We start from the raw sequence: 18,988 nt of genomic DNA on the forward strand, positions 1-18,988 counted from the left end.
TTGTGCCGTGCACACCACGCAACGATCGTTCGCCCGGACACGCGGGATGGCCGGGCACGGCCCCTGGCACGGCGTCCGGATCGCCGCGCTCGCCGTCACCTGCGTGCTGCTGCTCGGTGCGTGCACCGAGGTCGAGGGCCAGGGTGATGCGCTGCAGGTCGTCGAGGACCCCGAGGCGGTGGGCCCGGTCGACTCGCCGGAGCAGACCTCCGCGCCGGACGGGACCGTGATCGACGTGCCAGCCGGTGTCTCCGACGTGGCGGTGCACGCCGAGTCCGGCACTCTCGCGGCCGCGCTCACCGCGGACGGCGGCGCGGAGGCGACGGTGCTGGTGTACCCGCTCGACGATCTCACCGGGCCGGTACACGAGACCGTCGTTCCCGGTGACGTCGAGCAGCTCGTCGCCGGGGAGAACGGGTTCCTGGCCACCGTTCCCGGACAGGACGAGCTGCTCCACCTCTCTCCGGAGGGCGGCATCGCCGGACGCACCGGGATCGAAGGCGCTCCGGCCGGTGTCACTCAGCACGGCGATTCGCGCATCGTGGCGAGCCGGGAACGAGCCGAGGTCGACGTGTTCGAGCACGAGCAACGCACCGCAAGCATCGGCGGCGACATCGCCAGCGCCGATCGGGTGGCCAGTACCGGTGACGCCGTGGTCGTTCTGGACCGGTTGCGCAGCGCGGTCTTCGAGGTCGACCTCGACGAGCGCGATATCGGACTCGGGCTGCGAGCGGGCCAGGGCGCGACGAACGCGGCTCCGGACGGCTTCGGGCGCGTGCTCGTGACCGATACCCTCTCGGACGGCCTGCTCGCCTTCGCGACGGACCCGCTGGTGCTGGTGCAACGCTACCCGGTGCACGGAGGCATCTACGGGATCGCCTACGACGCCGGACGCGACATCGCGTGGGTCACGGTGACAGCGCGTAACGAGGTTGTCGGGTTCGACGTAGCAGGCGGGCAACCGGAGGAAATCCACCGCTTCGACACCGTTCGCCAGCCGAATTCGGTTACCGTCGAGAACCAGGACGGCCGTGTGGTCGTTGGATCTGCTGCGGGCGAAGGGATTCAGGTGATCGAACCATGAGCGAGGCGGTGAGCGGCGAGGCCGACAGCGACGGGTCCTATCACAACGACGGGCGCTGGGAGTACCAGCGGTTGCGCCTGCCGTCGAGCGTGTCGCGCCCGGCCGCGGTGACCCAGCTGTCCATCCATGCCGAGTATGCCGACTGGGAGCTGTCCACGGTGCGCCTGTACGGCGACGGCAGCCGCCGGGTGTGGCTCCGGCGGCGGTACCGGCCAAGCAGCGCCTGCCTGCCCGGGCTGATCACCTAGCGTCACCCTGGTTCCGGTGGGTGGCATGAACCGCCGCGACGATGCGGGGGATGACCTGGGCCGGCCGCTCAAGGGGCAGCATATGGCCTGCGTCCGGTAGCACGATGAGTTCGTCGGCGCGGTCGGTTCCCAGCAACGCGCTCGCCTGCTCCGGCTCGACGAGCCGGTCGCGCTCCCCCACCATGCTGATCACCTGGGTGTGTTCGGGAACATCGAGCTGTGCCTGCTTGATGTAGGCGTCCAGGCCCGGCCGGAACAGGGCCATCGTCTCGGGCCAGTGCGCGCGGATCATGCGGAGGGTGAGCACCACATCGTCCGGGTCGGGGTCCTCGCCGAACATCGACCACCGCATCGCTGTCACGGCCGCCTTGTGCGCGCGGTCGGTGACCAGGTCCACCAGCCGGGATCCCAGCACCACCTCCAGGTCCTGGATGACCTTGCTGAGCAGGTTCGGGGGTGAGCGCGACCCTTCCACGGCGAGGCCGGTCGCGGCGCGTGCCTCCGCTGCGACGTCACCGACCCCGGTGGACAGCAACACGATGCCGGCGACCCTGGCCGGCTGATCCGGCGCGTGTCGCGCGAACAGCTGCGGATGGCGCTGCCCGAGCGCCAGCGTCGCGAGGCCGCCCATGCCGTGCCCCACGACGACCACGGAGCCGTCGGGAGCCGCGTGCGCGATGACCTCGGCCAGGTCGTCGGCGAGCTGTTCCACGGTGGCGGTGCTCTCCGTAGCCCTGCTGGACGAGCCGTGCCCGCGCAGATCACAGCTGATCACCCGGACGGGCCACTCGACCGCGGTGGGGATGACCCCCGCGATGTCCTGCCAGCAACGGTGGTCCACAGCGTAGGCGTGCGCGAACAGCACCGTCACCGACCCCTGCGGGTCGCCCTGGCACTCCAGGTGCAGGGCGGTTCCGTCGGGCAGGGTGAACCCGGACATCAACTGCTGCGCAGGAACCGGTCGAGGACGCGGGTGCCGAAGTGGATCGCGTCGACGGGCACGCGCTCGTCGACACCGTGGAACAGCGCGGAGAAGTCGAGGTCGGGTGGCAGCCGTAGGGGTGAGAAGCCGAAGCCCCGGATCCCGAGCTTGTCGAACGCCTTGGCGTCTGTGCCGCCGGAGAGCAGGTACGGCAGCGTGTGGGCCTCGGGGTCCTCGGCGACGATCGCGGCGGTCATGGCCTCCACCAAGGCGCCGTCGAAGGTGGTCTGGACGGGAGGCAGCTCCATCCACTCACGCTCGACCTCGGGACCGAGTATCTCGTCGAGCTCGGCGTTGAACGCCTCCATCCGGCCGGGCAGGATGCGGCAGTCCACGCTCGCCTCGGCCACCGACGGGATCACGTTCGCCTTGTACCCCGCGTCCAGCATCGTCGGGTTCGCGGTGTCGCGCAGTGTCGCCCCGATCAGCCGGGAGATGTTGCCCAGCTTGTCGAGGGCGCCGTCGAGGTCGTCCTCCGGGAACTCCCAGCCGGTCAGCTGACCGAGCCGGTCGAGGAACTCGCGCACCGGCTCGGTCAGCACCAGCGGGAACTGGTGGTTCCCCAGCCGTGTCACGGCCTCGGCCAGCGCGGTCACCGCGTTGTCCCGGTGAATCATCGAGCCGTGCCCCGCGGTTCCGCGCACCCGCAGTTTCATCCACCGGATGCCCTTCTCCGCGGTTTCGATGAGGTATGCGCGGTTGTCCCCGAAGGTGACCGAGAACCCGCCCACCTCGCTGATCGCCTCGGTAGCGCCTGCGAACAGCTCCGGGCGGTTGTCCACCAGCCACTGCGCGCCGTACGACCCACCGGCCTCCTCATCGGCGAGGAACGCGAAGATCAGGTCGCGGGGCGGCACGATCGCGTTGCTCTTGTAGTAACGCGCCAGGGCCAGGCACATGCCGAGCATGTCCTTCATGTCGACCGCTCCCCTGCCCCATACGTACCCGTCCCGCACCGCGCCGGAGAAGGGGTGCACCGACCACTCGGACGGGTCCGCCGGCACGACGTCGAGGTGCCCGTGTACCAGCAACGCTCCTCGCGACGGGTCGGCTCCGGCCAGTCTGGCCACCACGTTGTGCCGGTCGCGTCCCCCCGACTCGACGTAGGTGATCTCGTAGCCGACCTCGGTCAGCTTCTCCGCGACGTACTCCGCGGCGACCCGCTCGCCGACCACCGTGTCCGGATCGCCGGTATTGGTGGTGTCGATCTGGATCAGCTCGCTGGTCAACCTGACCGCTTCGGCTGCGACGTCTTCGATGGTCAACAAGTCAGTCACCGGTCCTTCCTATCATCATCCCCCGGCTCCGAGCGCGTCGCGACCGCGCCTGTGCGCCGTCCGCCGAGTACGGCTCCGCTGCTCATCGCCACCGGGTACCCCGTGTATCAACGGGTCACGGGATCCGCTACGCTATCGGGGCAGCACGTCGGAGTGGCGGAAAGGCAGACGCGCTAGCTTGAGGTGCTAGTGCCCGTAACGGGCGTGGGGGTTCAAGTCCCCCCTCCGACACGAAGCAAGGGCCCGGGTCGTACGCGACCCGGGCCCTTGCTCGTTGGCTGGTTCGTTGGCTGGGGCCGATTCGACCGGGCCTGCCGTATGCGGGCGGCCCGTGGTGGCACGAAGACGGTGCGGCGGGACGGAACCGGGGCACGAACGATCGGTTTCGACCCACTCTGCCGCGTCCTGCCGGGTCGCCGGGTTCGCAATCCGGGTGGACGCCGGGGAAGTACGTAGGGGCAGGCGTTCCCCGCAGCCCATGGTGATGACCACGAGCGTCCGGCGTGGTGTACGCGGACGAGCAGGACGCTGGGTTCGAACCGGATCTGGACGACACCGCAGTTGCGATACTCTATCCCCGTGTGGGAGTCTCTCTCACATCAAGAGACTCTATCTACGGAGGGTTCATGGTGCGGGTGGTCCAGTGGGCTACCGGCGGAGTCGGCAAGGCGGCGATCGAAGCGGTGCGGGCTCATCCCGAGCTGGATCTGGTCGGCTGCTATGTCCATTCCGTGGCCAAGCGCGGTAAGGATGTCGGCGACATCCTCGGCACGCAGCGGGTGGGTGTCACCGCAACCGACGACGTCGAGGACATCCTGGCGTTGGACGCGGACGTGGTGGTGTATGCCCCGCTGATCCCGAATGCGGGTGAGGTGGCGCGCATCCTGCGGTCCGGCAAGAACGTGGTCACCCCGGTCGGCTGGTTCTATCCGAGCGAACGTGATGCCGAACTGGTGCGGGCGTGCGCCGACGGCGGTGTCACGTTGCACGGCATCGGCATCAATCCCGGTGGGACTACCGATCTGCATCCGCTGGTGCTCTCGGCGATGTCGTCGAAGGTGACGTTCGTGCGGGCCGAGGAGTTCTCCGACATGCGCAGCTACGACGCCCCCGATGTGCTGCGGGAGGTGATGGGCTTCGGCGGCACCCCCGAGCAGGCGCGCACATCCCCGATGCTCGGGCTGCTGACCGGCGGGTTCACCCAGTCGGTGCGGATGTGCCTGGACACACTCGGATTCGCCGACGCCCCGATCCAGACCTCCCACGAGATCGCCGTGGCCGCTGCGCCGATCGAGTCGCCGATGGGGATCATCGAGCCGGGCCAGGTCGCGGGCCAGCGCTTCGGGTGGGACGCGATGGTCGGCGATCAGCCGGTAGTCCGGATCGCGGTCAACTGGCTGATGGGACAGCAGGACCTGGAACCTGCCTGGGAGTTCGGGCCCGAGGGGGAGCGCTACGAGATCGAGATCAAGGGAGACCCCGGCACCTTCGTGACCATCCGGGGCTGGCAGCCCGCGTCCGTCGCGGAAGGACTGAAACGTAATCCCGGCATCGTGGCGACCGCGAACCACTGCGTCAACTCCGTCCCGTACGTCTGCGCGGCCGCACCCGGGATCAAGTCCAGCCTGGACCTGCCCGTCGTCGCCGGGCGCGCACATCCGGAAGTGGGGGCCACGCGTGGCTGAATCGTTGCGGGACCGGCAGAAGGCACTGATCCGCCAAGACATTCAACGGGCAGCGTTGCGGCTGTTCGCCGAGCGCGGTTTCGACGCGGTGACCACGGAGGAGATCGCGGCTGCCGCGGGTATCGGGCACAGCACCTACTTCCGGTATGTGACCAGCAAGGAGGACCTGCTGCTCGGCACTCTTCGCCGGGCAGGCGCGGCCATCGTCGACAACCTGCAGGCACGGCCTGCCAGCGAGTCGGCCGAAGAAGCGCTGTGCCAGGCGAGCCTGCAGTGGAGCCGCGCATTCATCGCCGATGAGGAGGCACTGCGCAACTGGCGCGCCGCGATTCGGGCAGCACCGCATCTACTCGACCGAGCCGCGGTGATCAGCCCGTTCGACCGCGCGCAGCTGACCAAAATCCTCGGCGACCGGATGGGCGCGCGACCCGAGGAGGACCTCCGGCCCGGCCTGCTCGTCCACACGATCCTCGCTGCCGCCGAGTTCGCCTTCCTGCGCTGGCTCGAACGCGACGATCCCCGTGGCCCCACCTTGCATCAGCTCACCGAACAAGCTTTCGAAGGAGTCCGGAACCAATGTTGGAAGTAACCGAGTCCACATCGGAACACCCTGCGCGCGGCACCGGTATTCTCCGTGTCTGGATGGTGGTTGCCGCGTTCGTCGTGGCAGGTGCGGCGGTGCCGATCGCCCTGCATATCGCGCGATACGACATCAACGCCGGGCACATCATCCTGGTGACGTTCACCTGGATCAACGTGATGATCGCGCTGTGGGAGATCTCGTTGAATCTGCGCATCTCCCTGATCGAGCGCCAGCACGAGCAGTTCGTCGCGGACTACCGTGGACGTGAACTCGACCGGGTGATCGACTTCTTCACCACCCCCATCCGGCTCCGTGAGATCGTGCGGCCCACTACCTGGGCGCAGGTCTGGTCGTCGTACTCACTGTTCGATCCCGCCTATGCCAACCGGAAGTCGTTCGGGTTCTGGGCCGACTCCGGCAACGGGTACGTGACGCTGATCCCGTCGCTGCTGTTCATCTACGGGCTCACCTTCGACATCATGCCGGCGCGCGCGTTGGGGATCATGGGCCTGCTCATCTTCTGGATGATGTTCTACGGCACGGTCCTCTACTACGTCGCCTACTTCTTCAACAAGGAGTACGTCGGGCACACCAAACGCAACCTCGCGATCTTCATCGGCGGGACGAACAGCCTGTGGATCTTCGCGCCGGCATGGGGCATGGTCGCCAGCATCATCCTGATCAGCACCGGCTCCTACGGGTTCCTCCGGTAAGCACGCACCTCACCACCCCGGCCCCCGCTCGCCCGCACGTCGGAAGGCCTCATCGGCAACCCGTGCACGGACACGCTCAGTCGAGCAGGTGGACGAACAGTCCGCTACGGGCCTTCGGCTCGAACCAGGTCGACTTCGGTGGCATGACCATCCCGTCGTCGGCGACCGCCATCACCTGTTCGGCTGTCGGCGGGTGCAGGATGAAGCCGATCTCGTTGTTCTCCGCACAGCGCGTGGCGATGCCCTCGGCCCCTGCCGTGCCGGATACAGGTGTGACGCGCGGGTCGGCGGAAACGTTGCCGACGCCGAGCACGGGAGCGAGGACGCGCTCGGTCAGCGCGACGATGTCGAGCGAGGATCGCGGGTCCGAGTTGCCGGTGCGGCGGCGCAGCTCGAGCCGGTACCAGGAACCGTCCAGGTACACCCCCACCACCCCGGGCGCGGTGTGCACGGCGGCATCCCGGTCGCACTCGCTCAGCCTCGCGCAGCCGGGACTGGTCCGGATCGCGTGCAGGAAGTCCGTGGCAGGTACGGCGTCCGGCAGCGCCACACAGCGGTGGTACCCGAGAACGTGCATGTCCTCGTACGGGAACAGCGCGGCCAGCACGAAGCGGGAGGCGGTCGGCTGCCCGCCCAGCTCGGCCCGTCGCGCGTGCCGCGCGGCCGCGCCCATCCTGTGGTGCCCGTCCGCGATATGCAGGGTCGACAGGGCGGCGAGCTCGCTGTGCAGAGCGAGCTCGAGGTCGGGGTCGGTGACCCGCCATGCGCGTTGCACCACCCCGTCCGCTGAGGTGGTGTGCGTGTCCGGCGGAGCCGTCGCCGTCTCGGCCAGCCGCGCGCGCAGCGCGGGCGGCGCGTCGAACATGAGGGTGACGGGCACGAACGCGGCACCCAGTTCCCGCAGCGACGTGGCCAGTTCCCGTTCCCGCTCGGGTGAGGTGTCCTCGTGTGGCCGTATCCGTCCCTGCCGGTAGGCATCGACGGAGATCTCCGCCACTACCCCTGTCAATGTCCGCCCTGCCGAGGCGAGCTGGTAAACGATGTAGGAGTGCTCCACGTGCTGGAGAGATGCTCCATCGCTGAGCAGCCGAGTCAGAGCCGCGTGATCGCGTTGCGCCTGATCGAGCGCGCCGGTTCCACAGCCGTTCGGGGCGAGTACACGCACGCTCGGACGTCGAAGCAGCCCGGTATCCGTGGCCGGTCGCGCGGCGCGGGTCTGCAGCTCGGTCATGACACGGCCGCCGCGTGGCTCGACCGCACCGGTACAGCGGTCGCGGCTTCCGGGTTCACGCAGTGCAGTACCGTGCCGCCTTCCAACGAGTCGATCATGCTCAGCACCTCCTCCGCGATGGCGTGCTGGGCTTGCTCGGTCGAGGCGCCGATGTGGTGCGTGCCGTACACGTTGGGATGCCGGGCCAGCCGCGAGTCGACGGTCCCGGTGCTGTGCTGCGGCTCTCCGGCGAATACGTCGACTCCGGCGCGGATGTCCTTGCTGTCCATCGCCTCGATCAGAGCGTCCTCGTCGATCACCTCCGGGCGCGCCGTGTTGAGAATGATGGTTCCTGGCCGGACCCGTTCGAGCAGCTCGCTGTCCACCAGCCCCGTTGTGTTCTCGCCGGCCGGAACGTGTAAGGACAGCACGTCACACGTCTCCGCGAGGGTCGGCAGGTCGGCGACCAGCCGGATGCCGGTGGAGTCGATGCGTTCGGCCGTCTGCCGGGAACGACCGGCCTTGTGGACGGCGAAGACCTCGGCGCCGAACGCGGCTGCGCGTTCGGCGAAGGCCAGCCCGATCTCGCCGAGGCCGACGACACCGATCTTGCGTCCGGCGATGCCGCGCGCGCGGGAGTACCGTGCCTTGTCCCAGTGCCCGGCGCGCAGGTCGGAGACGTTGTCGGGAATGTTGCGATCGAGCGCGAGCAGCAACCCGAAGGTCAGCTCCGCGACGGCGACGGCGTTGCGTCCCGGTACGTTGCAGACGGCGACCCCCGCCCGGGTCGCGGCTGCGGTGTCGATGGTGTTGGTGCCGGAGCCGGCGCGGATGATCGCGCGGAGCGCGTCGGCCTCGCCCAGCACCGGTGCGGTGACGCGCGTGCTGCGGACGACGAGAACCTCGGTGCCCGGCATACGGCCCGCCAGGCCTTCCGTTGCCAGCTCGGGTTCGTAGCTGACCCGGTGACCCCGCTCGGTGAGACCGCGGACGTAGGCCTCCGGGAAGGCGTCGGCGAGGAGGATGTGCATCAGCCTGCCCCCTTGGGCTCCGATGGACGTGCACGGAGCCGGGAAGCCGTCCTCCGGCGGGTGCGCGCGACCCGTGAGGCTCAGCTCCCGGACAGCACCAGCGTGACAGTTTGTTGCTTTACGCGCAACCGTCTCGCTATCCGCAACGGCTGTCCGTGTAATCGGCTACGCGCCGGCACGTCCCGGGACGAGCAGCGCCTCGGCGATCCGCTCCGCGCTGTGCAACAGGTGCGTGTCACCGTCGACGGCACGATGCGCCACCGCGCCTTCGAGTAGCAGGAACAGCTGCTCGCTCATGGTGCGTGGATCGGGATCGTCCGGGCGGTCCTCCGCGACGAGGTCGGTGAGCAGGCGACGCACGGCGGACTTGTGCTCACGGATGACCGCGAACCCGGGGTGCCCGGCAGGCAGTTCGGCGGCCCCGTTGAGAAACCCGCATCCGCGGGAGAGGTCAAGGGCCGGATGGTCGAGATAGACGCGGTAGAGCACCAGCGTGCGCGGCGAGGTCGCCTCGGCCAGGCGCTGCTGCAGGTAGGCCCACCAGCGCTCGTGGCGATCCTCCAGGTATGCCGCGACCAGTCTGGCCTTGGAGCCGTAACAGTCGTAGAGCGTCTTCTTGGTCACCCCGGCCGCATCGGCGATGGCGGCTACCCCGACAGCGTTGATGCCCTCCCGGTAGAACAGCTCGGAGGCCGCGGAGAGCAGGCTCCGCCCGGCTTCGGTCATCTCGTTGCGCTCGGCCACACATCCACTATACCTACCGGTGAGTTGACAGCGTTGCGACACGCGGGCACGCTGACACTAAACCGACTGGTATAACTGGGAGGCTGTTCATGCGTGCTGTGGTGCTCACCGCGTTCGGAGGACCCGAGACCCTCGAGTACCGCGAGGATGTGCCCGATCCCGCGCCGACGGAGGGTGAGGTGCTCGTCCGGGTCGGTGCGGCCGCGCTGAACAACACCGACATCTGGACACGTGAGGGCGCCTACGGCCTACCGGGTAACCCGCACGCCCCGGCAGGCTGGCGCGGTCCGGTCTCGTTCCCGCGCATTCAGGGCGGCGACGTCGCCGGGACGGTGACCGAGGTCGGGCCGGGCGCGTCGGCCGAGCGCGTCGGCAGCCGCGTGCTCGTCGATCCCGCGATCTACCGCGGAACGGGGTGGCATGCGCCGCCGGTCGGCCTGCTCGGCAGCGAGGCCGACGGCGGGTTCGCGGAGTACGTGACCGTGCCTGAGACGCATGCTCATGACGTCACCGGCTCCCCGCTCACGGATGAGGAGCTGGCATGCCTGCCGGTGGCCTATGGCACGGCCATGGGGATGCTGGAACGAGCGGGGTTGCGTGCCGGTGAGACGGTCCTGGTGACCGGGGCTTCGGGTGGGGTCGGGCTGGCGCTGGTCCAGCTGGCCGCCGCACGGGGAGCCGAGGTCCTCGCGGTGACCACATCGTCCAAGAGTGACCGGGTGCGCGAGGCGGGTGCGGCTCACGTGCTGCTGCGCGATGCCGACCGCCTGGCCGACCGCCTCGCCGGGTGCGCGCCGGGCGGCCTCGATATGGTGGCCGATGTTGTCGGTGGTGAGGACTTCGAGCAGCTGATGCCCCTGCTGCGCGAGGAGGGGCGCTTGGTGATCGCCGGGGCCGTAGCCGGGGCCGTGGTTCCCTTCGACCTGCGCAGGTTGTACCTGCACAACCGGAACCTGGTCGGCTCGTCCATGCACACGCGCAGGCATTTCGACAGGCTCGTCGACCTCGCGCGCACCGGCAGCGTGCGCCCCCGTGTCGCCGGGCGGTACGCGCTCGACGGCATCCATGAGGCACAACGGGAGTTCCGCGCGGCCAGGCACGTCGGCAAGATCGTCCTCGTGCCCTGAGACGCGCGTCAGCCGCCGCGTTGTGCCAGGTGTCGGTACGGGTAGCTCGGTGAGGCCAGCACGCAGTCGAGCTGGTGCGGATCGTGCTGGTTGACCGCGACCACGAACGTGGTCCCGTTGCCGGGGTCGTTGCGAACACCGTCCCAGGACTCCACCCAGAACCTGTGCCGTGCGCCGTAGCCGTTGGCGCTGAGCATCTCCGCGATGAGGTGGCGGTTGGCCTGTGTCACGTCGACGAGCCGGAGGCCGAGCTCCTCCAGCTCCCGCCGCGACCCCGCGAGGTTACGGGGAACTCCGTCGAGCATCACTATGTCGGAACCGATCGCCTGCATCGAATCGCTCCTCGCCGGCAAGGGAGTACCCCCTCGGTCGGCGCACGAACCAGCCGGCAGCCATGCACCGCCACATTCGTGACGGCCCTGCCTGCCGGCTGGTTCACGACCTTTCCGAGGTGATTACGGTGAGCATTATCATCGCTGCATAACGTAATGGCAATCCCTCGCAGGGGGCCCATCCCCGGCTGTCCTTCCCGTGGGACCGGAGGTCACCACCGCACGTGGTGCGTGAACCAGTCACCGGCGTACTTCGTCACCTGCTCCAGGGTGTGCGCGTCCCTCTCGACATGCTCGGCACCCGGCACCGTGCGGACGTCGTGCGTCACCATCAGCGCTGCCGCGTTGTGGTTGAGCTCGAGCAGGTGTTCCTCCCGCTCGTCGACGACGAACAGGGTCGGGGCGCGCACGCGTGTCAGGGCCGCACCGGCGAGCTCGGGCCGGCCGCTGTGCGACACGACCGCACGCACCATGTGCGGCACACGTGCCGCGGCAAGCAGGGCCACCGCCGCGCCCCTGCCGGAGCCGAGCAGCCCGACCGGCATGGCCCGTATCCCCTGGCCGAGCCAGACCCTGTCGAGGCTGTGGACCAGGCGTGCCGCGAGGAACTCGACGTCGAGCCGGTAACCACCGGTACGCGCGTCGATGCGTTCCTCGTGCGTGCTGAGCAGGTCGAGCAGCAGCGCGCCGAAACCCTCTGCCTGCAGCCCCCTGGCCATGGCACGGATACGGGGACTGTGCCGTGAGCTGCCGGAACCGTGCACGAAGACGACGAGCCCCTTGTCGGCGCCGTCCGGCGGCATCATCGCGCCGTGCACCGTCGCCGCCCCGATATCGATCTTCAGCGGCACGATCATGGCGATGCCACCTCCCGGTGTATCCGAGCACGCACCGTTGCCTGACCCGGCGGTTCGTTCCCCACCGATGTTTCGTCGGGGAATCGCCGTGCGTTACGCGACCGGTGAACGGCAGCCGGCACCCTGCGCACAGGGACGGCTGTGCCGGAAAACGCCCGAGAATCCCCCTCTGACAGGTCTGGTGTGGACACGACCGACCTACACGATGACCGATCCGGCAGCTCGGCCTCAAGGAGGTTCGCACGGGTGGAGCAGCGCCGGAAGGGCGTTCACCGGTCGCCGGACGGCTATCGGGCGCCGCCGGCACGGTGCACGGCCCCGCATCGGGGCCGACGCGGCGGGATCTCCGCCTACCGGGCGAGCGCCCCGGCCGTCTCGCCGTCGAGGCCGTGGAGCGTGCCGGTGATCCGCTCGACCACATCAGGATGGCCGAGGGGCAGGGGCGGCGGTATCCGGTCCCTGCCGCCCCCTGGGCTGTGCGCGACGGTACGTACTGCCACACCCGCGTCGGCGAGTGCCGCGATGCGTGCCCGGTACCGCTCTTCCCATACGGCATCCGCCGCCTGCGCGTCCGCGCCCGGCGACTCCGGGACGCGCATGCCTCGCGTGTCGTGCGCCAGGCGGGCGCCGGAGGCGGCCGGGTCGACCAGCAACAGTGCGCGCACCACATCCGCCCTGGCACGTACGAAGTCCATCGCCGTGACCGCGTCCGGACCGCTGGTCACCACGTCGACCGTGACGTGCCGGTCCGCCAGCTCGGCGAGCGCCTCCCCTGCCGAGAACAGCGCGTCCCCGGCAGGCATGCGACACCAGACGACGTGCCGGGTGCCCAGCAACTCGTGCCAGCTGGCCGGAATGTCCTCGTGCTTGGCGGCACCGGCCGGGTCGAGCACGAGGACCGCCGGTGCGTTCACCGGACCGTCACTGACGAGCGTCGGCCCGTCGCCACGCGGGTCCGTCGCGTACTCGGACATCGTTCTCACCCCTCTGCGCGGCCACCCTCGTACATCAGAACGGCGACCATGACGGCGATGGTCCCGATGACGACGAGCGACCCGTCGAACGAGACGATGCCGGCCACCGTGAGCAACACGCCGGGGACACTGGCGATCAGATGCCCGGGTGCCGCTCGCGATCCGGCCGGTACTCTGTCGTCGAGCGAACGGCTGAGCCGGGGATCTGCGGCGTCGAGCTGCTCCTCGAGCTCGCTGAGCCGTTGGTTCTCGTCCTCGTTGCGCATGTTCGGACTCCGTGCACCAGGTGACGGTGTCGCGGGCTACCGGGTCGCGCCCGCGGCTGTTGGCGTTGGCTGAACGGGGGGATCTCGGAGGTCCTCCCTTGGACTGCGTTGCCCACTCTCGCGTCGCACGGACAGCCCTCCCTGTCGACGATGTCGCGGTACAGGGAGCACGTATCCGGTCGTGTCGGGTTACCCCGTGGGCAGGCTGCCCAAACCGGGGGTACGTACCGGAGTCTTCGCGGGTGGCGGCGACCGGCCGGCCGCGACCGGTTCTCACTCCGGGCGTCGGGGGTGGTTACGCGTGACCTCACCGTCGCGGCGGGCGATCACCTCGTCGACCGCGCGTGGCGCGAGCACCGACTCGAGCGCCATGACCGCCGAGGCCATCACACCGGCCTGCTCCTCGAGCGCGCTCTGTTCGATCCGCAGTCGTTGCGTGGCCATCGCCGTCGCGCGCTGGTAGATGCTTTCCCGGACCCCGGCCACCAGTGGCTCGTAGGCGTGCGCGAGGTCGCCGCCCAACACGATCAGCTCCGGGTTGAGCAGGTTGACCGCCCCTGCCAGTACCTCGCCGAGCGCCCGCCCCGCACTCCGGACCATCCTGCCCGCCTCCGGGTCGCCGGTACGCACCAGCTCGGTGACATCGCGGGTATCGGTCAACTGCCTGCCGCGCGCCGGCAGCGCACGTACCAGCGCCCACCCCGCCGCGAGCGTTTCCAGGCAGCCGGTGTCACCGCAGCGGCAGGTGAGCTCGTCGGCGCCGGTCACCTTGATGTGCCCGATCTCACCCGCCGCCCCGAGCGTCCCGCGGCGCAGCTCCCCGTCGCTGACGATGCCGGCTCCGATACCGGTCGAAGCCTTGACGTAGAGCAGGTCGCGCACCCCGGTGTGCTTGCGGTACTCGGCCAGCGCAAGCGCGTTGACGTCGTTGTCCACCACGACGGGTGTGGCGAACCGCGGCGTGAAGTGCTCGATGATGGGCACGTCGCCCCAGCCGGGCAGCACCGGTGGGCTGAGGCTGCGTCCCGTGCTGATGTCGATGGCGCCGGGGATGCTCGCGCCGATTCCCCATACCTGTTCGGGGTCGCCGCCCGACTCCTTCATCAGGTCTGCCAGCTCGGTGGCCACGGCGTTCAGCACGACCTCCGGGCCGTCTGCGAGGTCGACGGGCAGGGTGCGCAGCACCTTGACCGTTGCCGCGAGGTCGCAGACGGCGACCTGGGCGCGACTACCTCCGAGCGCGACGGCCAGCACGGTCCCGGCACCGGCGTCGAAGGCCAGCCGTACCGGTGGGCGGCCACCGGTGGACCCCCCGTCGGGGCGTTCGGTCACCAGTCCCGTCGCCAGCAGCTGCTCGACACGCAGGGTCACAGCGGTGCGGGACAGGCCGGTGAGCCTGCCCAGCTCGGACCGCGTCTGAGCAGTGCCGTTCCGGATGAGCTGGAGCACGTCCCCGCTCGACGGTGCGCTCGGTGCCGCTGTCGCTCGTCGCATATCGGCGCCTCACCCCACGTTCCCCTATCCGCGCGTGTGTCCGGGTTGTCCGGGTTATCCGAGGTGCCCGGCGGTCCTCGCCCGTCCACGTTCCCAGCCGTGCGTGTGAGCTGCTGTTCGGCTGAGTCCAGCCAACACTACTGTCTTTTAAGTGCAAAAGCATGCTTGTAAGAATGCATAAGGGTCACTAGTCTGGGCGAGGCGCCCCTATTCGGAAGGACGTACTGATGACTGCCCTACCGCAGGTCGAACCGTGTGACATGGTCGTGTTCGGCGGAACGGGCGATCTCGCCATGCGCAAGCTGCTGCCAGCGCTGTTCCTGCGCGCACGGGACGGTCAGCTGGACCCCGGATCCCGCATCGTCGCGGTGTCGCGTTCCGGCCTCGACGACGCCGGGTACCGGGACAAGGTCGCCGCGGAGCTCCAGGCGAGCCTGCCTGCCGAATCCGCCGGCCCGGAGGCGATCGGTGACTTCCTGCGGCAGCTGCACCACATCACGATCGATGTCTCCGAGCACGCGTCGTTCGGTGCCGTCGGAGAGGTACTCGGCGCGGACGCCGAGCGGGTACGGGTGTTCTACCTCGCCTGCGCGTCACAGCTGTTCGGCACCATCTGCCGAGGGCTGGACTCGGCGGGCCTGGTCAGCGAGCGCTCCCGCGTCGTGCTGGAGAAGCCGATCGGGCACGACCTGGCCTCCGCCAGGCGGATCAATGACGAGGTCGGCACGGTCTTTCCCGAGGAACGGATCTACCGCATCGATCACTACCTGGGTAAGGAAACCGTGCAGAACCTCCTGGTCCTGCGGTTCGCCAACGCGCTGCTCGAGCCACAATGGAACTCCGGTGCCATCGACCACGTGCAGATCACGGTCAGCGAGTCGCTCGGGGTCGGTAGCCGTGCCGGCTACTACGACCGCGCAGGCGCGCTGCGTGACATGGTGCAGAACCACCTGTTGCAGCTGCTGTGCCTCGTCGCCATGGAGCCGCCGACCGCACTCGACCGGGAAGCCGTGCGGGACGAGAAGCTCAAGGTGCTGCAGGCCGTGCGTCCGATGTCGGAGAGCGACGTCGCCAGGGCCACCTGCAGGGGACAGTACGGCGCCGGGTTGATCGACGGCGTCGCCGTTCCCGGGTATCTGGACGAGCTGGACGGCGCGCCGAGCCGGACGGAGACGTTCGCGGCACTGCGCGTGGACATCGCCAACTGGCGGTGGTCGGGCACGCCGTTCTACCTGCGGACCGGCAAGCGCATGGAACGGCACGCCTCGGAGATCGTGGTGCAGTTCCGCCCGGTACCGCACTCCATCTTTCCCGGGACGGAAGGCGGTATCGCCCCGAACCGGCTCGTGCTGCGGCTGCAGCCCGACGAGGGTGTCCGGCTGCACCTGGTCACCAAGGAGCCCGGTCCCGGCGGGGTGCGGCTGCGGCCGGTGCCACTGAACCTCAGCTTCGCGGAGACCTTCCGGTCGCCGCTGCCCGACGCCTACGAGCGATTGCTGCTGGATGTCATACGTGGCAACCCGACCCTGTTCATGCGGCGCGACGAGGTCGAGGCCGCATGGGCCTGGACAGAGCCCATCCTGGCCGCCTGGGCCGCATCGGGTGAGTCCCCCCAGCGGTACGCCGCGGGTACCAGTGGCCCGCCGGGCGCCACCGCCCTGATCGAGCGTGACGGACGTACCTGGCATGAGGAGGATTTTCAGTGACGGCAGACCTCCATCCGGTCGTGCACGCGGTGACCGAGCGGATCCGCGAGCGCAGCGACCAGTCCCGGGCCGCGTACCTGGCGCGGGTGCGGCAGGCCGCACGGCAGGGCCCCGCGCGCGGGGAGCTCGCCTGCGCGAACCTCGCGCACGGTTTCGCCTCCGCCGGCGAGGTGGACAAGCAGGCGCTGCGACGTACGAGGAAGCCGAACATCGCTATCGTCTCGGCGTACAACGACATGCTCTCCGCCCACAAGCCGCTGGAGGACTTCCCCGCCGCCCTCCGCAAGGCCGTCGCCGACGGTGGCGGTATCGCGCAGTTCGCCGGTGGCGTTCCGGCGATGTGCGACGGGATCACCCAGGGCCGCGCGGGTATGGAGCTGTCGCTGTTCAGCCGCGACGTCATCGCCATGGCCACGGCGGTGGCGCTGTCCCACGACATGTTCGACGGAGCGTTGCTGCTCGGCGTGTGCGACAAGATCGTGCCCGGCCTGGTGATCGGGGCCCTGTCGTTCGGGCACCTGCCCACCATCCTCGTCCCCGCAGGGCCGATGACCTCCGGGCTGCCGAACAGCGAGAAGAGCAGGATCCGGCAGCTGCACGCCGAGGGCAAGGTCGGCAGGGAGGAGCTGCTCGAGGCCGAGTCGGCTTCCTATCACGGTCCAGGTACCTGCACGTTCTACGGAACGGCCAACTCCAACCAGCTGCTGATGGAGGCGATGGGGTTGCACCTGCCCGGAACGAGCTTCGTCAACCCGGGCACCGAGCTGCGCGCGGCGCTGACCCACGAGGCAGGCAGGCGGGTGGTGGGGTTGACCGCACCGTCCGGCGAGGACACCACGCACTCCGGCTACACCCCGCTGGCCGACGTCGTCGACGAGCGCGCCGTGGTCAACGGGGTGCTCGCGCTGCTGGCGACGGGTGGATCGACGAACCACACCATGCACCTGGTGGCGATGGCAGCCGCGGCCGGTATCGACCTGCGCTGGGAGGACTTCGCGGAGCTCTCCGCGGTGACCCCGCTGCTGGCGCGGATCTACCCGAACGGCCAGGCCGACATCAACCACTTCCACGCGGCAGGCGGTATGGGCTTCCTGCTCGGTCAGCTGCTGGACGCGGGACTGCTGCATCCCGACACCCGCACCGTCAGCGGGCACGCGCTGTCCGATGCCTACCGGACCGAGCCCGCGCTGGACGGCGGATCCGTTGTGTGGCGGGACGCGCCTGCCGAGAGCCTGGACAAGAACGTGCTGCGCGGCGCATCCGACCCGTTCTCCCCGGAGGGCGGGCTGCGGATGCTCACGGGCAACCTCGGAAACGCCGTGGTCAAGACGTCCGCGGTACGCGACGGGCACCGCGTGGTGCGGGCGCCGGCGCGCGTGTTCGACGACCAGAGCGAGTTCCTCGCCGCGTTCGAGGCCGGTGAGCTCGATCGCGACCTGGTCGCCGTGCTGCGCTTCCAGGGGCCACGGGCCAACGGGATGCCCGAGCTGCACAAGCTCACCCCCACGCTCGGTGTCTTGCAGGACCGCGGTCACCGGGTCGCCCTGGTCACCGACGGGCGCATGTCCGGAGCCTCCGGCAAGGTCCCGGCCGCGATCCACCTCACCCCGGAGGCTGCGGACGGCGGAACGCTGGCTCGGCTGCGCGACGGCGACCCGATCCGGCTGGATACCACGTCCGGGACCCTGGAGGTGCTTGTCGACGCGCACGAGTTCGGCGCGCGCGAGGCCGACCCCGCTCCCCCGCCGGGCGCGGGCACGGGACGGGAGCTGTTCGCACCCATGCGGGGCACGGTCGGCGCCGCGGACCGCGGAGCCACCGTGTTCGGGTTCCAGGAACGGTCGTCCCCGCCTGCGCGGTGAGCGGTACGGCGAACACAGTGAGCACCCGAAGGAGGAAGGCCATGTCAGCACAGCTCGCCGGATCCGTTCTGGACATATCCCCCGTCATCCCGGTGGTCGTGCTCGGCGATGCCGGCGAGGCGGCCCCCCTCGCGGGTGCACTGGCCCGCGGCGGGATCGGAATCGTCGAGGTAACCCTGCGCTCGCCCGCGGCCCTGGAGGGCGTGCGGCGTATCCGGGCCGAGGTACCGGAGATCACCGTCGGCGCCGGTACGGTCACCGGTGCGGCCCAGGTCGGCGAAGCCGTGGACGCGGGGGCCCAGTTCCTGGTCAGTCCGGGCAGTACGCCGGCATTGCTGGATGCCATGGCAGCGTGTCCGGTGCCGTATCTCGCGGGCACCTCGACGGTCTCGGAGATGCTCGAGGTGCTCGACAGGGGGGCGACCGAGATGAAGTTCTTCCCCGCAGAGGCTTCGGGCGGGCTGGACTACCTCATGTCGGTGGCGGGACCGCTTCCGCACGCGCGCTTCTGCCCCACCGGCGGCATCTCGGCTCAGAACGCACCGCGGTACCTCGCCGCCGCCAACGTCGGATGCGTGGGCGGGTCCTGGCTCACCCCCGCGGACGCCGTGACCGCAGGCGACTGGCAGCGCATCGAGCGTCTCGCCGCCGAGGCCGCGCAGCTCGGCTGAATGACGCTTTCACTCCGCCGAATGGACTGAATGTGTCATTCGGCACGCCCGGGGCCGGACCCAGCTGTGCCGAGGAACATACCGCTCAGTATCGTCGGGCGCTGCCGCGAACGCGCGGCACGAACCAGCGGTACGGCCGGTC

19 protein-coding genes and 1 tRNA gene are annotated in these 18,988 nt (G+C 69.5%); 10 read left to right on the top strand and 10 right to left on the bottom strand.

Annotated elements, in window-relative coordinates; translation table 11 throughout:
- Window positions 1-7 precede the first annotated feature (7 nt).
- Both H0B56_RS10045 and H0B56_RS10050 read left to right on the top strand, forming a co-directional pair.
- On the top strand, window positions 8-1,084 hold the full coding sequence (locus H0B56_RS10045; RefSeq protein ID WP_343063833.1) for a YncE family protein: 1,077 nt from the start codon (window positions 8-10) through the stop codon (window positions 1,082-1,084).
- Window positions 1,081-1,332 carry a DUF5703 family protein gene (locus tag H0B56_RS10050; protein WP_180892708.1) on the top strand — a complete coding sequence of 84 codons (252 nt, stop codon included), beginning with the start codon at window positions 1,081-1,083 and terminating at the stop codon, window positions 1,330-1,332. The genes H0B56_RS10045 and H0B56_RS10050 overlap by 4 nt, the downstream gene beginning before the upstream one ends.
- Here H0B56_RS10050 and H0B56_RS10055 read toward each other — a convergent pair.
- Both H0B56_RS10055 and H0B56_RS10060 read right to left on the bottom strand, forming a co-directional pair.
- Window positions 1,325-2,272, bottom strand: coding sequence for an alpha/beta fold hydrolase (locus H0B56_RS10055; protein WP_180892709.1), 948 nt, complete (start codon window positions 2,270-2,272; stop codon window positions 1,325-1,327). The genes H0B56_RS10050 and H0B56_RS10055 overlap by 8 nt on opposite strands.
- Window positions 2,272-3,591, bottom strand: a complete 1,320-nt coding sequence (locus H0B56_RS10060) for a M20/M25/M40 family metallo-hydrolase (RefSeq protein ID WP_180892710.1) — start codon at window positions 3,589-3,591, stop codon at window positions 2,272-2,274. Before H0B56_RS10060 ends, H0B56_RS10055 begins: the two co-directional genes overlap by 1 nt.
- A 147-nt stretch (window positions 3,592-3,738) precedes the next feature.
- Between H0B56_RS10060 and H0B56_RS10065 the strand changes: the two genes are divergently transcribed.
- The 4 genes from H0B56_RS10065 (at window position 3,739) to H0B56_RS10080 (ending at window position 6,572) form a co-directional block, all read left to right on the top strand.
- Window positions 3,739-3,822: transfer RNA gene (locus H0B56_RS10065), tRNA-Leu, on the top strand.
- 395 nt (window positions 3,823-4,217) lie between these two features.
- Complete coding sequence (locus H0B56_RS10070; protein ID WP_180892711.1) at window positions 4,218-5,276, top strand: NAD(P)H-dependent amine dehydrogenase family protein; 1,059 nt, start codon at window positions 4,218-4,220, stop codon at window positions 5,274-5,276.
- Window positions 5,269-5,865 (top strand): TetR family transcriptional regulator, encoded by a 597-nt coding sequence (locus H0B56_RS10075; RefSeq protein ID WP_180892712.1) that lies wholly within the window; start codon window positions 5,269-5,271, stop codon window positions 5,863-5,865. The genes H0B56_RS10070 and H0B56_RS10075 overlap by 8 nt, the downstream gene beginning before the upstream one ends.
- Window positions 5,853-6,572 (top strand): hypothetical protein, encoded by a 720-nt coding sequence (locus H0B56_RS10080; protein ID WP_180892713.1) that lies wholly within the window; start codon window positions 5,853-5,855, stop codon window positions 6,570-6,572. Before H0B56_RS10075 ends, H0B56_RS10080 begins: the two co-directional genes overlap by 13 nt.
- A gap of 76 nt (window positions 6,573-6,648) precedes the next feature.
- Here H0B56_RS10080 and H0B56_RS10085 read toward each other — a convergent pair whose 3' ends face one another.
- The 3 genes from H0B56_RS10085 to H0B56_RS10095 form a co-directional block, all read right to left on the bottom strand.
- On the bottom strand, window positions 6,649-7,803 hold the full coding sequence (locus H0B56_RS10085) for a DUF1015 family protein (RefSeq protein WP_180892714.1): 1,155 nt from the start codon (window positions 7,801-7,803) through the stop codon (window positions 6,649-6,651).
- The gene (locus tag H0B56_RS10090; protein ID WP_180892715.1) at window positions 7,800-8,813 is read right to left on the bottom strand and encodes an NAD(P)-dependent oxidoreductase; all 1,014 of its coding nucleotides are present in this window, start codon (window positions 8,811-8,813) and stop codon (window positions 7,800-7,802) included. Before H0B56_RS10090 ends, H0B56_RS10085 begins: the two co-directional genes overlap by 4 nt.
- A gap of 165 nt (window positions 8,814-8,978) precedes the next feature.
- Entirely contained in the window at window positions 8,979-9,557 is a 579-nt protein-coding gene (locus tag H0B56_RS10095) for a TetR/AcrR family transcriptional regulator (RefSeq protein WP_343063834.1), read from the bottom strand.
- Between the two features lie 89 nt (window positions 9,558-9,646).
- Between H0B56_RS10095 and H0B56_RS10100 the strand changes: the two genes are divergently transcribed.
- Window positions 9,647-10,684: a zinc-binding dehydrogenase gene (locus tag H0B56_RS10100; RefSeq protein WP_180892716.1), complete on the top strand. Its 1,038-nt coding sequence runs from the start codon at window positions 9,647-9,649 to the stop codon at window positions 10,682-10,684.
- Window positions 10,685-10,692: 8 nt separating this feature from the next.
- Here the strand turns inward: H0B56_RS10100 and H0B56_RS10105 are convergent, their stop codons facing one another.
- The 5 genes from H0B56_RS10105 to H0B56_RS10125 all read right to left on the bottom strand — a co-directional run bounded on the left by H0B56_RS10105 (window position 10,693) and on the right by H0B56_RS10125 (window position 14,607).
- Entirely contained in the window at window positions 10,693-11,016 is a 324-nt protein-coding gene (locus H0B56_RS10105; RefSeq protein WP_180892717.1) for a hypothetical protein, read from the bottom strand.
- A 212-nt stretch (window positions 11,017-11,228) separates the two neighbouring features.
- Window positions 11,229-11,873 carry a dienelactone hydrolase family protein gene (locus H0B56_RS10110; protein WP_180892718.1) on the bottom strand — a complete coding sequence of 215 codons (645 nt, stop codon included), beginning with the start codon at window positions 11,871-11,873 and terminating at the stop codon, window positions 11,229-11,231.
- Between the two features lie 350 nt (window positions 11,874-12,223).
- Entirely contained in the window at window positions 12,224-12,847 is a 624-nt protein-coding gene (locus H0B56_RS10115; RefSeq protein WP_180892719.1) for a hypothetical protein, read from the bottom strand.
- A 5-nt stretch (window positions 12,848-12,852) separates the two neighbouring features.
- Window positions 12,853-13,113 (bottom strand): DUF3040 domain-containing protein, encoded by a 261-nt coding sequence (locus tag H0B56_RS10120; protein ID WP_180892720.1) that lies wholly within the window; start codon window positions 13,111-13,113, stop codon window positions 12,853-12,855.
- Window positions 13,114-13,386: 273 nt separating this feature from the next.
- Complete coding sequence (locus tag H0B56_RS10125) at window positions 13,387-14,607, bottom strand: ROK family transcriptional regulator (protein WP_180892721.1); 1,221 nt, start codon at window positions 14,605-14,607, stop codon at window positions 13,387-13,389.
- Window positions 14,608-14,834: 227 nt separating this feature from the next.
- Here H0B56_RS10125 and zwf point away from each other — a divergent pair, with 227 nt between their 5' ends.
- From zwf to eda, 3 genes are read left to right on the top strand one after another with little or no spacing between them, the layout of a single operon-like run.
- Window positions 14,835-16,313: a glucose-6-phosphate dehydrogenase gene (zwf, locus tag H0B56_RS10130; RefSeq protein ID WP_180892722.1), complete on the top strand. Its 1,479-nt coding sequence runs from the start codon at window positions 14,835-14,837 to the stop codon at window positions 16,311-16,313.
- Entirely contained in the window at window positions 16,310-18,175 is a 1,866-nt protein-coding gene (edd, locus tag H0B56_RS10135) for a phosphogluconate dehydratase (protein WP_180892723.1), read from the top strand. Before zwf ends, edd begins: the two co-directional genes overlap by 4 nt.
- Before the next feature lie 41 nt (window positions 18,176-18,216).
- Window positions 18,217-18,846 carry a bifunctional 4-hydroxy-2-oxoglutarate aldolase/2-dehydro-3-deoxy-phosphogluconate aldolase gene (eda, locus tag H0B56_RS10140; protein ID WP_180892724.1) on the top strand — a complete coding sequence of 210 codons (630 nt, stop codon included), beginning with the start codon at window positions 18,217-18,219 and terminating at the stop codon, window positions 18,844-18,846.
- Window positions 18,847-18,988 lie beyond the last annotated feature (142 nt).

It is taken from the genome of Haloechinothrix aidingensis, from assembly GCF_013450155.1.
GTDB lineage: Bacteria > Actinomycetota > Actinomycetes > Mycobacteriales > Pseudonocardiaceae > Haloechinothrix > Haloechinothrix aidingensis.